The organism is Chryseobacterium sp. IHB B 17019, from assembly GCF_001456155.1.
Lineage (GTDB): Bacteria > Bacteroidota > Bacteroidia > Flavobacteriales > Weeksellaceae > Chryseobacterium.
Genome location: NZ_CP013293.1, coordinates 3,042,995 through 3,056,712, shown reverse-complemented (window position 1 = coordinate 3,056,712; position 13,718 = coordinate 3,042,995). Strand labels below are relative to the sequence as shown.

Genomic DNA, 13,718 nt, shown 5'->3' with positions numbered 1-13,718 from the left:
AATAAAAATTAAAAAATGAACACACCATCAGAATTAAAGTACACTAAAGATCACGAATGGATTAAGATTGAAGGTAACGTAGCTACAATCGGTATCACAGACTTCGCGCAGGGCGAGCTTGGAGATATCGTTTATGTAGATGTGGATACTGTAGATGATGATCTTAAGGGAGGTGCCACTTTCGGAAGTGTTGAAGCCGTAAAAACAGTTTCAGATTTATTCTTACCAATTTCAGGAAAAGTTATTGAATTCAATTCGGAACTGGAAAGCCAGCCGGAATTGTTGAATACAGACCCTTATGGAAACGGATGGATCATCAAATTAGAAGTTGCTGAAGGTGCTGATCATTCAGACTTGATTTCTGCTGAAGAATACCAGGCAATCATTGGATAAAATTTCAAAAATACTGAGTAAGATATTGCCCATCTACTGGGCATTTCTTACTTATATGCTTCTCAAGCCGGGAGAAGAAAACCATGAATATTGGTTCATGTTCAACGGCATCGACAAAGCCTTACACCTAAGCATCTTTGCAGCACTTGGTTTCTGTTTCATAGCTGCATTCCCTAGAATCAGATTTTCCTATTTCATTCAGATCATCCTTATATATGCATTCCTTACCGAAATTCTTCAGGAAGAAATGGGTCTGGGAAGATCCATGGAAACCTTAGACATCGTTGCCGATACTATCGGATGCCTTATCGGATACTCTATATATAAGGTACTCTTCAAAAAATTCTCCTGAACTTCACAATAAAACATTAACTTCCTCTATACAAGCTCTGATTTTTCTTAGAAGCTAATCCAGCTATCCACTCATACTCCTCACGCCAACCCTTTTCCCACTCCAAACCCTCTCTCCCACATCCCGTTGCGGGGTAACCGTTCCTATCTGGGCTAGGATGTCCCGTACCCTTATAGAGGCAGCCCACAACAATAATACCGGTTTTTTCCTCAATCCCACCCATAATCCACCCACCTATACCTATCATTATAACCAGCATTATAAATTCCCCTCCTTTGGAACCACCCCGTCAAAAATTCAGAGAATTTTTGACGGGGTGGTTCCAAAGCCAACATAAACATTATTCGCAACCCAAACCTTATAGGTTTTTAAAACCTATAAGGTTTATTAGAAAACCACCAGCCACCAACCTTCATCAACAACTTAGCCTAATGGGTATCACAACCTCTGTTCTCCTACTCTCACCCTTCCAGCCCTCCAACTCTCTGACTCTTTAACCCGTCGCACAATACCTATCACCCCCTCGTTTAAAATTATTGATTCAGGCTTTCAGTGACTTATGATTGTCTATGAATAAAATATGAACATTATGTTAAATAGATTTGGAAGTATGGGGTAAAAGTGATTACTTTTGCCCCACTGAAAACGAGAGTATGTCAGTAGCGCAGAGGAGCTTTAAGGAAAGCGGTTAAGATTAAAAAGAACTACTTTGTAGTATATCAGTACTATAGGAGGATAGGACAAAAAACTTTAATTTTTTTAATAAAAAAAAGTTGTGAGTTTTAAAAGTTTTTGTATCTTTGCAGTCCGGTAAAACGGGAGCGCAGGAGTAGGATTGATTGAGTGGGAATGGAGAGATTAGGGTGAATTAAAAAACTTTAAAATTCTTTGTAAAAACATTTGGTCAATTAGGAAATAATTTTTACTTTTGCACACGCAAATACGGCAATGCTTAACGACAGAAAAAGGCAGCCGGGAAAGCGGAAGAAAAGAGATCATTGAAAAATAGATATAACAACCAAGTAAGGAAAAACTAAAGCGTCAAAACTTTGAGTGAGTCAGAACAAACATACAATGGAGAGTTTGATCCTGGCTCAGGATGAACGCTAGCGGGAGGCCTAACACATGCAAGCCGAGCGGTAGAGTCTCTTCGGAGACTTGAGAGCGGCGCACGGGTGCGGAACACGTGTGCAACCTGCCTTTATCAGGGAGATAGCCTTTCGAAAGGAAGATTAATACCCCATAATATATTGAGTGGCATCACTTGATATTGAAAACTACGGTGGATAGAGATGGGCACGCGCAAGATTAGATAGTTGGTAGGGTAACGGCCTACCAAGTCAATGATCTTTAGGGGGCCTGAGAGGGTGATCCCCCACACTGGTACTGAGACACGGACCAGACTCCTACGGGAGGCAGCAGTGAGGAATATTGGACAATGGGTGAGAGCCTGATCCAGCCATCCCGCGTGAAGGACGACGGCCCTATGGGTTGTAAACTTCTTTTGTATAGGGATAAACCTTTCCTCGTGAGGAAAGCTGAAGGTACTATACGAATAAGCACCGGCTAACTCCGTGCCAGCAGCCGCGGTAATACGGAGGGTGCAAGCGTTATCCGGATTTATTGGGTTTAAAGGGTCCGTAGGCGGATCTGTAAGTCAGTGGTGAAATCTCATAGCTCAACTATGAAACTGCCATTGATACTGCAGGTCTTGAGTAAGGTAGAAGTAGCTGGAATAAGTAGTGTAGCGGTGAAATGCATAGATATTACTTAGAACACCAATTGCGAAGGCAGGTTACTATGTCTTAACTGACGCTGATGGACGAAAGCGTGGGGAGCGAACAGGATTAGATACCCTGGTAGTCCACGCCGTAAACGATGCTAACTCGTTTTTGGGCTTTCGGGTTCAGAGACTAAGCGAAAGTGATAAGTTAGCCACCTGGGGAGTACGTTCGCAAGAATGAAACTCAAAGGAATTGACGGGGGCCCGCACAAGCGGTGGATTATGTGGTTTAATTCGATGATACGCGAGGAACCTTACCAAGGCTTAAATGGGAATTGATCGGTTTAGAAATAGACCTTCCTTCGGGCAATTTTCAAGGTGCTGCATGGTTGTCGTCAGCTCGTGCCGTGAGGTGTTAGGTTAAGTCCTGCAACGAGCGCAACCCCTGTCACTAGTTGCCATCATTCAGTTGGGGACTCTAGTGAGACTGCCTACGCAAGTAGAGAGGAAGGTGGGGATGACGTCAAATCATCACGGCCCTTACGCCTTGGGCCACACACGTAATACAATGGCCAGTACAGAGGGCTGCTACCAGGCGACTGGATGCTAATCTCGAAAGCTGGTCTCAGTTCGGATTGGAGTCTGCAACTCGACTCTATGAAGCTGGAATCGCTAGTAATCGCGCATCAGCCATGGCGCGGTGAATACGTTCCCGGGCCTTGTACACACCGCCCGTCAAGCCATGGAAGTCTGGGGTACCTGAAGTCGGTGACCGTAACAGGAGCTGCCTAGGGTAAAACAGGTAACTAGGGCTAAGTCGTAACAAGGTAGCCGTACCGGAAGGTGCGGCTGGAACATCTCATTTTAGAGCGTCTTTCGGGACGATAAACAAAATTAGTATCGCAAGATACAAAGTACTTACTTAAAGAGAGGCTTTAGTTTTTTATTTGGTTGATTTATATTTAAAAACATACAAAACCCACTAGAAATTAGTATAGGGATAGAGATACAAGAGCCGAGAGCCAAGAACCAAGACGAATGCAAAAGTCTTGTATCTAGCATCTAGGATCTGTTAGTCTAAAAGACAGTCTCGTAGCTCAGCTGGTTAGAGCGCTACACTGATAATGTAGAGGTCGGCAGTTCGAGCCTGCCCGAGACTACTAATTGTAAAAGACGGGAAGATATAAGATGCTAGACATCAGATTTAAAAGTCTGAGATCTGGAATCTGGAATCTGAAGTCTACTAGAGGGGGAATTAGCTCAGCTGGCTAGAGCGCCTGCCTTGCACGCAGGAGGTCAAGGGTTCGACTCCCTTATTCTCCACAGTTTTGAAGACTTAGTTTAAAAGTTACGGATGGAGCCAAAAACAACATCTGTTCATTAAGTTGACAAGAAGAATTTGATCATTGACATTAACGGTAAAGACATCACAAAGAGAAAACCGAGCACTTATAAGTGCTTGAGTAACCTAAAAATAGGAAAGAAATCGTTAAGGGCGTATGGCGGATGCCTAGGCTTTCAGAGGCGAAGAAGGACGTGGTAAGCTGCGAAAAGCTCGGGGGATTGGCACACACGAATTGATCCCGAGATGTCCGAATGGGGCAACCCGGCAGGTTGAAGACCTGTCACCTCGCAAGAGGAGCAAACCCGGAGAACTGAAACATCTAAGTACCCGGAGGAAAAGAAATCGAAGAGATTCCGTAAGTAGTGGCGAGCGAACGCGGATTAGCCCAAAAGTCTTTATATATTTAATAGAATGTACTGGAAAGTGCAGCCATAGAGGGTGATAGCCCCGTATATGAAAGGTATATATAGATGATAAATGAGTAGGGCGGGACACGTGAAATCCTGTCTGAATATGGGGGGACCATCCTCCAAGGCTAAATACTCCTGAAAGACCGATAGTGAACAAGTACTGTGAAGGAAAGGTGAAAAGCACTTCGAATAGAAGGGTGAAATAGAACCTGAAACCGTACGCCTACAAGCGGTCGGAGCCCACAAGTTGGGTGACGGCGTGCCTTTTGCATAATGAGCCTACGAGTTAATTTTACTAGCGAGGTTAAGGACTTCAGGTCCGGAGCCGGAGCGAAAGCGAGTCTGAATAGGGCGCATAGTTAGTAGGATTAGACGCGAAACCTTGTGATCTACCCATGGGCAGGTTGAAGCTCTGGTAACACAGAGTGGAGGACCGAACCGGTTGACGTTGAAAAGTCTTCGGATGACCTGTGGGTAGGGGTGAAAGGCCAATCAAACTGGGAGATAGCTCGTACTCTCCGAAATGCATTTAGGTGCAGCGTCGCAAAAAAGTTTATTAGAGGTAGAGCTACTGATTGGATGCGGGGGTTTCATCGCCTACCAATTCCTGACAAACTCCGAATGCTAATAAATGTTCTGCGGCAGTGAGGGCATGGGTGCTAAGGTCCATGTCCGAGAGGGAAAGAACCCAGACCAACAGCTAAGGTCCCCAAATATATGCTAAGTTGAAGCAACGCGGTTGAACTGCATTGACAGCTAGGATGTTGGCTTGGAAGCAGCCATTCATTTAAAGAGTGCGTAACAGCTCACTAGTCGAGCGGTTCGGCATGGATAATAATCGGGCATAAGCATATTACCGAAGCTATGGATTTATAATTAATTATATCTGGTAGGAGAGCATTCTGTTTGCGCCGAAGCAGTATCGTGAGGTATTGTGGAGCGGACAGAAAAGAAAATGTAGGCATAAGTAACGATAAAGGGGGCGAGAAACCCCCTCACCGAAAGACTAAGGTTTCCTCAGCCATGCTAATCAGCTGAGGGTTAGTCGGGACCTAACGCGAACCCGAAAGGGGTAGTGGATGGACAATGGGTTAATATTCCCATACTTGCTCACACTAAAAAGGGGACGGTTCGACGTAGCTATTGAAGACGGACGGAAGTGTCAAGGCCTAGCCTTCGGGCGAAGCTGTTATAGTGAAATCGGATCCAAGAAAAGCCGAAGTGAAGCAACCCGTACCAAAACCGACACAGGTGGTCGAGGAGAGAATCCTAAGGTGCTCGAGTGAGTCGTGGCTAAGGAACTAGGCAAAATAGTCTCGTAACTTCGGAAGAAGAGACGCCATCAGCAATGGTGGCCGCAGTGAAGAGGCCCAGGCGACTGTTTATCAAAAACACAGGACTCTGCTAAATCGAAAGATGCTGTATAGGGTCTGACACCTGCCCGGTGCTGGAAGGTTAAGGAAGGGCGTTAGCAGCAATGCGAAGCGTTTGACTGAAGCCCCAGTAAACGGCGGCCGTAACTATAACGGTCCTAAGGTAGCGAAATTCCTTGTCGGGTAAGTTCCGACCTGCACGAATGGTGTAACGATCTGGGCACTGTCTCAGCCACGAGCTCGGTGAAATTGTAGTATCGGTGAAGATGCCGATTACCCGCAATGGGACGAAAAGACCCTGTGAACCTTTACTATAACTTCGTATTGACTTTGAGTAAGTAATGTGTAGGATAGGTGGGAGGCTTTGAAGCATGCACGCTAGTGTGTGTGGAGCCAACGTTGAAATACCACCCTTTACTTACTTGGAGCCTAACTTCTTTTAGAAGGACATTGCGTGGTGGGTAGTTTGACTGGGGTGGTCGCCTCCAAAAGAGTAACGGAGGCTTTCAAAGGTACCCTCAGCACGCTTGGTAACCGTGCGTAGAGTGTAATGGCATAAGGGTGCTTGACTGTGAGACCTACAAGTCGATCAGGTGCGAAAGCAGGACATAGTGATCCGGTGGTTCCGTATGGAAGGGCCATCGCTCATAGGATAAAAGGTACTCCGGGGATAACAGGCTAGTCTCCCCCAAGAGCTCACATCGACGGGGAGGTTCGGCACCTCGATGTCGGCTCGTCACATCCTGGGGCTGGAGAAGGTCCCAAGGGTTGGGCTGTTCGCCCATTAAAGTGGCACGCGAGCTGGGTTCAGAACGTCGTGAGACAGTTCGGTCTCTATCTATTGCGGGCGTTAGATGTTTGAGAGGGCTTGATTCTAGTACGAGAGGACCGAATTGAACAAACCTCTGGTGTATCAGTTGTACCGCCAGGTGCACCGCTGAGTAGCTACGTTTGGAAGAGATAAACACTGAAAGCATATAAGTGTGAAACTCGCCTCAAGATGAGACATCTTTTAAGGGTCGTTGGAGATGACAACGTTGATAGGCTACAGGTGTAAAGTTGGTAACAGCATAGCCGAGTAGTACTAATTACCCGTAGATTTATAGCCTATTGGTTACTATAAAACAAGCCTTATAAGTGCAACCAAGGTTTTGTCTTTGTGAAAGTTTTTATCGATTAAAACAGATGTCAGATAGAAGACATCAGATTTAAGACCATTAAAAGTCTGAAATCTGAAATCTCACCTCTGATATCTTATATACAACCTTTAGGGTGGTTTTAGCGGTGGGGCTCACCTGTTCCCATTCCGAACACAGAAGTTAAGCCCACCAGCGCCGATGGTACTGCGAAAGCGGGAGAGTAGGTCGCCGCCGGTTTTTATTTAAAACTCCTTCATCAATCGATGAAGGAGTTTTTTTATGCCCAAAAAGCAAAAAACTACAAATGCTAAAATCAAAAACAAAAGAATAAACAAAAGTCTCATACATAAATGTGTATGAGACTTTTTTCGTTTTATACCATAACAACTCCATACCCCAAAAAAAATAGATGAGTAATAAGCAATGGTAATTAATAATTTTGCTAGATGCTAGATGCTAGATGCTAGATGCTAGATGCTAAATGCTAAATGCGGGGAGCTCCGGAGGAGCGACCTGTTAATAGCCCAGATTATATGTTTGGATGTATCAGCCCTGTAAGGGCGGCCTGTAGCTACAAAGATATTTAATGTAGTATAGAAATATTTAAAAATCATCCATTGTTAGATGCCGGAATATATTTCAATAAAAGTCGCAAAAAGTTATTCTTAATTCATTTTACTTCTTACACTATTTTTTAATGGTAGAAAATGTGATGAAAGAATTTTATATTTTTATTCTATCAATATCTCAAAGCTTGTCATTCTGAAAGAATCTAAACAAAGGATTATTAATATTTTTTAGTAGCCCATTAAACTACATTAAGCTTTTGAGCAGGACAACTTTTTAATCAAAAAAATACCACAAACATCTGTGCAAATCCGTGTTATCAGTGATTAAATAAAAAACAAAATAACTTACACTTACCTAAATCCTCAAAGCTTTTAAAAACCTTGAAAATTTTTTCTTAATGCCCTATACTAAAAGACTATTTTTGATCCAACTGGAATTAGCCTTCTCCAAAATTAAAATCTAAAGAAAAGAGTTTGTATACAAAAAATGCAGTTTAGATTCCTTCGGAATGACAGTAATGTATATAAATCAAATTAGTTTTAATTTTTATAATCTAAAAGTTTTTAATCTCAGAATAAGAAAATGTAGAATTAGATCTTCATCAGAATGACAAACGAAACAGTAAAGAAAAAAGAATTCTTTTACATTACTTTATTTGGGCACGATAATCTTTACCGCCAACTCCCCAACCCCAACCTTATAGGTTTTTAAAACCTATAAGGTTTATTAGAAAACCACCAGCCACCAACCTTCATCAACAACTTAGCCTAATGGGTATCACAACCTCTGTTCTCCTACTCTCACCCTTCCAGCCCTCCAACTCTCTGACTCTTTAACCCGTCGCACAATACCTATCACCCCCTCGTTTAAAATTATTGATTCAGGCTTTCAGTGACTTATGATTGTCTATGAATAAAATATGAACATTATGTTAAATAGATTTGGAAGTATGGGGTAAAAGTGATTACTTTTGCCCCACTGAAAACGAGAGTATGTCAGTAGCGCAGAGGAGCTTTAAGGAAAGCGGTTAAGATTAAAAAGAACTACTTTGTAGTATATCAGTACTATAGGAGGATAGGACAAAAAACTTTAATTTTTTTAATAAAAAAAAGTTGTGAGTTTTAAAAGTTTTTGTATCTTTGCAGTCCGGTAAAACGGGAGCGCAGGAGTAGGATTGATTGAGTGGGAATGGAGAGATTAGGGTGAATTAAAAAACTTTAAAATTCTTTGTAAAAACATTTGGTCAATTAGGAAATAATTTTTACTTTTGCACACGCAAATACGGCAATGCTTAACGACAGAAAAAGGCAGCCGGGAAAGCGGAAGAAAAGAGATCATTGAAAAATAGATATAACAACCAAGTAAGGAAAAACTAAAGCGTCAAAACTTTGAGTGAGTCAGAACAAACATACAATGGAGAGTTTGATCCTGGCTCAGGATGAACGCTAGCGGGAGGCCTAACACATGCAAGCCGAGCGGTAGAGTCTCTTCGGAGACTTGAGAGCGGCGCACGGGTGCGGAACACGTGTGCAACCTGCCTTTATCAGGGAGATAGCCTTTCGAAAGGAAGATTAATACCCCATAATATATTGAGTGGCATCACTTGATATTGAAAACTACGGTGGATAGAGATGGGCACGCGCAAGATTAGATAGTTGGTAGGGTAACGGCCTACCAAGTCAATGATCTTTAGGGGGCCTGAGAGGGTGATCCCCCACACTGGTACTGAGACACGGACCAGACTCCTACGGGAGGCAGCAGTGAGGAATATTGGACAATGGGTGAGAGCCTGATCCAGCCATCCCGCGTGAAGGACGACGGCCCTATGGGTTGTAAACTTCTTTTGTATAGGGATAAACCTTTCCTCGTGAGGAAAGCTGAAGGTACTATACGAATAAGCACCGGCTAACTCCGTGCCAGCAGCCGCGGTAATACGGAGGGTGCAAGCGTTATCCGGATTTATTGGGTTTAAAGGGTCCGTAGGCGGATCTGTAAGTCAGTGGTGAAATCTCATAGCTCAACTATGAAACTGCCATTGATACTGCAGGTCTTGAGTAAGGTAGAAGTAGCTGGAATAAGTAGTGTAGCGGTGAAATGCATAGATATTACTTAGAACACCAATTGCGAAGGCAGGTTACTATGTCTTAACTGACGCTGATGGACGAAAGCGTGGGGAGCGAACAGGATTAGATACCCTGGTAGTCCACGCCGTAAACGATGCTAACTCGTTTTTGGGCTTTCGGGTTCAGAGACTAAGCGAAAGTGATAAGTTAGCCACCTGGGGAGTACGTTCGCAAGAATGAAACTCAAAGGAATTGACGGGGGCCCGCACAAGCGGTGGATTATGTGGTTTAATTCGATGATACGCGAGGAACCTTACCAAGGCTTAAATGGGAATTGATCGGTTTAGAAATAGACCTTCCTTCGGGCAATTTTCAAGGTGCTGCATGGTTGTCGTCAGCTCGTGCCGTGAGGTGTTAGGTTAAGTCCTGCAACGAGCGCAACCCCTGTCACTAGTTGCCATCATTCAGTTGGGGACTCTAGTGAGACTGCCTACGCAAGTAGAGAGGAAGGTGGGGATGACGTCAAATCATCACGGCCCTTACGCCTTGGGCCACACACGTAATACAATGGCCAGTACAGAGGGCTGCTACCAGGCGACTGGATGCTAATCTCGAAAGCTGGTCTCAGTTCGGATTGGAGTCTGCAACTCGACTCTATGAAGCTGGAATCGCTAGTAATCGCGCATCAGCCATGGCGCGGTGAATACGTTCCCGGGCCTTGTACACACCGCCCGTCAAGCCATGGAAGTCTGGGGTACCTGAAGTCGGTGACCGTAACAGGAGCTGCCTAGGGTAAAACAGGTAACTAGGGCTAAGTCGTAACAAGGTAGCCGTACCGGAAGGTGCGGCTGGAACATCTCATTTTAGAGCGTCTTTCGGGACGATAAACAAAATTAGTATCGCAAGATACAAAGTACTTACTTAAAGAGAGGCTTTAGTTTTTTATTTGGTTGATTTATATTTAAAAACATACAAAACCCACTAGAAATTAGTATAGGGATAGAGATACAAGAGCCGAGAGCCAAGAACCAAGACGAATGCAAAAGTCTTGTATCTAGCATCTAGGATCTGTTAGTCTAAAAGACAGTCTCGTAGCTCAGCTGGTTAGAGCGCTACACTGATAATGTAGAGGTCGGCAGTTCGAGCCTGCCCGAGACTACTAATTGTAAAAGACGGGAAGATATAAGATGCTAGACATCAGATTTAAAAGTCTGAGATCTGGAATCTGGAATCTGAAGTCTACTAGAGGGGGAATTAGCTCAGCTGGCTAGAGCGCCTGCCTTGCACGCAGGAGGTCAAGGGTTCGACTCCCTTATTCTCCACAGTTTTGAAGACTTAGTTTAAAAGTTACGGATGGAGCCAAAAACAACATCTGTTCATTAAGTTGACAAGAAGAATTTGATCATTGACATTAACGGTAAAGACATCACAAAGAGAAAACCGAGCACTTATAAGTGCTTGAGTAACCTAAAAATAGGAAAGAAATCGTTAAGGGCGTATGGCGGATGCCTAGGCTTTCAGAGGCGAAGAAGGACGTGGTAAGCTGCGAAAAGCTCGGGGGATTGGCACACACGAATTGATCCCGAGATGTCCGAATGGGGCAACCCGGCAGGTTGAAGACCTGTCACCTCGCAAGAGGAGCAAACCCGGAGAACTGAAACATCTAAGTACCCGGAGGAAAAGAAATCGAAGAGATTCCGTAAGTAGTGGCGAGCGAACGCGGATTAGCCCAAAAGTCTTTATATATTTAATAGAATGTACTGGAAAGTGCAGCCATAGAGGGTGATAGCCCCGTATATGAAAGGTATATATAGATGATAAATGAGTAGGGCGGGACACGTGAAATCCTGTCTGAATATGGGGGGACCATCCTCCAAGGCTAAATACTCCTGAAAGACCGATAGTGAACAAGTACTGTGAAGGAAAGGTGAAAAGCACTTCGAATAGAAGGGTGAAATAGAACCTGAAACCGTACGCCTACAAGCGGTCGGAGCCCACAAGTTGGGTGACGGCGTGCCTTTTGCATAATGAGCCTACGAGTTAATTTTACTAGCGAGGTTAAGGACTTCAGGTCCGGAGCCGGAGCGAAAGCGAGTCTGAATAGGGCGCATAGTTAGTAGGATTAGACGCGAAACCTTGTGATCTACCCATGGGCAGGTTGAAGCTCTGGTAACACAGAGTGGAGGACCGAACCGGTTGACGTTGAAAAGTCTTCGGATGACCTGTGGGTAGGGGTGAAAGGCCAATCAAACTGGGAGATAGCTCGTACTCTCCGAAATGCATTTAGGTGCAGCGTCGCAAAAAAGTTTATTAGAGGTAGAGCTACTGATTGGATGCGGGGGTTTCATCGCCTACCAATTCCTGACAAACTCCGAATGCTAATAAATGTTCTGCGGCAGTGAGGGCATGGGTGCTAAGGTCCATGTCCGAGAGGGAAAGAACCCAGACCAACAGCTAAGGTCCCCAAATATATGCTAAGTTGAAGCAACGCGGTTGAACTGCATTGACAGCTAGGATGTTGGCTTGGAAGCAGCCATTCATTTAAAGAGTGCGTAACAGCTCACTAGTCGAGCGGTTCGGCATGGATAATAATCGGGCATAAGCATATTACCGAAGCTATGGATTTATAATTAATTATATCTGGTAGGAGAGCATTCTGTTTGCGCCGAAGCAGTATCGTGAGGTATTGTGGAGCGGACAGAAAAGAAAATGTAGGCATAAGTAACGATAAAGGGGGCGAGAAACCCCCTCACCGAAAGACTAAGGTTTCCTCAGCCATGCTAATCAGCTGAGGGTTAGTCGGGACCTAACGCGAACCCGAAAGGGGTAGTGGATGGACAATGGGTTAATATTCCCATACTTGCTCACACTAAAAAGGGGACGGTTCGACGTAGCTATTGAAGACGGACGGAAGTGTCAAGGCCTAGCCTTCGGGCGAAGCTGTTATAGTGAAATCGGATCCAAGAAAAGCCGAAGTGAAGCAACCCGTACCAAAACCGACACAGGTGGTCGAGGAGAGAATCCTAAGGTGCTCGAGTGAGTCGTGGCTAAGGAACTAGGCAAAATAGTCTCGTAACTTCGGAAGAAGAGACGCCATCAGCAATGGTGGCCGCAGTGAAGAGGCCCAGGCGACTGTTTATCAAAAACACAGGACTCTGCTAAATCGAAAGATGCTGTATAGGGTCTGACACCTGCCCGGTGCTGGAAGGTTAAGGAAGGGCGTTAGCAGCAATGCGAAGCGTTTGACTGAAGCCCCAGTAAACGGCGGCCGTAACTATAACGGTCCTAAGGTAGCGAAATTCCTTGTCGGGTAAGTTCCGACCTGCACGAATGGTGTAACGATCTGGGCACTGTCTCAGCCACGAGCTCGGTGAAATTGTAGTATCGGTGAAGATGCCGATTACCCGCAATGGGACGAAAAGACCCTGTGAACCTTTACTATAACTTCGTATTGACTTTGAGTAAGTAATGTGTAGGATAGGTGGGAGGCTTTGAAGCATGCACGCTAGTGTGTGTGGAGCCAACGTTGAAATACCACCCTTTACTTACTTGGAGCCTAACTTCTTTTAGAAGGACATTGCGTGGTGGGTAGTTTGACTGGGGTGGTCGCCTCCAAAAGAGTAACGGAGGCTTTCAAAGGTACCCTCAGCACGCTTGGTAACCGTGCGTAGAGTGTAATGGCATAAGGGTGCTTGACTGTGAGACCTACAAGTCGATCAGGTGCGAAAGCAGGACATAGTGATCCGGTGGTTCCGTATGGAAGGGCCATCGCTCATAGGATAAAAGGTACTCCGGGGATAACAGGCTAGTCTCCCCCAAGAGCTCACATCGACGGGGAGGTTCGGCACCTCGATGTCGGCTCGTCACATCCTGGGGCTGGAGAAGGTCCCAAGGGTTGGGCTGTTCGCCCATTAAAGTGGCACGCGAGCTGGGTTCAGAACGTCGTGAGACAGTTCGGTCTCTATCTATTGCGGGCGTTAGATGTTTGAGAGGGCTTGATTCTAGTACGAGAGGACCGAATTGAACAAACCTCTGGTGTATCAGTTGTACCGCCAGGTGCACCGCTGAGTAGCTACGTTTGGAAGAGATAAACACTGAAAGCATATAAGTGTGAAACTCGCCTCAAGATGAGACATCTTTTAAGGGTCGTTGGAGATGACAACGTTGATAGGCTACAGGTGTAAAGTTGGTAACAGCATAGCCGAGTAGTACTAATTACCCGTAGATTTATAGCCTATTGGTTACTATAAAACAAGCCTTATAAGTGCAACCAAGGTTTTGTCTTTGTGAAAGTTTTTATCGATTAAAACAGATGTCAGATAGAAGACATCAGATTTAAGACCATTAAAA

General features: G+C 44.7%; 2 protein-coding genes, 4 tRNA genes and 5 rRNA genes. All 11 read left to right on the top strand.

The window, feature by feature from the left end; genetic code table 11:
* Positions 1–15 precede the first annotated feature (15 nt).
* The 11 genes from gcvH (at position 16) to ATE47_RS14020 (ending at position 13,603) form a co-directional block, all read left to right on the top strand.
* The gene (gcvH, locus tag ATE47_RS14075) at positions 16–393 is read left to right on the top strand and encodes a glycine cleavage system protein GcvH (RefSeq protein WP_062162548.1); all 378 of its coding nucleotides are present in this window, start codon (positions 16–18) and stop codon (positions 391–393) included.
* On the top strand, positions 386–745 hold the full coding sequence (locus ATE47_RS14070) for a VanZ family protein (RefSeq protein WP_115982548.1): 360 nt from the start codon (positions 386–388) through the stop codon (positions 743–745). The genes gcvH and ATE47_RS14070 overlap by 8 nt, the downstream gene beginning before the upstream one ends.
* Positions 746–1,816: 1,071 nt before the next feature.
* Positions 1,817–3,333, top strand: a 16S ribosomal RNA gene (locus tag ATE47_RS14060).
* A 221-nt stretch (positions 3,334–3,554) separates the two neighbouring features.
* A tRNA-Ile gene (locus ATE47_RS14055) sits at positions 3,555–3,628 on the top strand.
* Between the two features lie 89 nt (positions 3,629–3,717).
* Positions 3,718–3,791: transfer RNA gene (locus tag ATE47_RS14050), tRNA-Ala, on the top strand.
* Between the two features lie 156 nt (positions 3,792–3,947).
* Positions 3,948–6,704 (top strand): 23S ribosomal RNA (locus ATE47_RS14045).
* Between the two features lie 160 nt (positions 6,705–6,864).
* Positions 6,865–6,972, top strand: a 5S ribosomal RNA gene (gene rrf, locus ATE47_RS14040).
* 1,743 nt (positions 6,973–8,715) lie between these two features.
* Positions 8,716–10,232, top strand: a 16S ribosomal RNA gene (locus tag ATE47_RS14035).
* A gap of 221 nt (positions 10,233–10,453) precedes the next feature.
* A tRNA-Ile gene (locus ATE47_RS14030) sits at positions 10,454–10,527 on the top strand.
* 89 nt (positions 10,528–10,616) lie between these two features.
* Positions 10,617–10,690: transfer RNA gene (locus tag ATE47_RS14025), tRNA-Ala, on the top strand.
* Positions 10,691–10,846: 156 nt separating this feature from the next.
* Positions 10,847–13,603, top strand: a 23S ribosomal RNA gene (locus ATE47_RS14020).
* Together the 16S, 23S and 5S rRNA genes with 4 tRNA genes alongside form the textbook arrangement of a ribosomal RNA operon.
* The last annotated feature ends 115 nt before the right edge of the window (positions 13,604–13,718 follow it).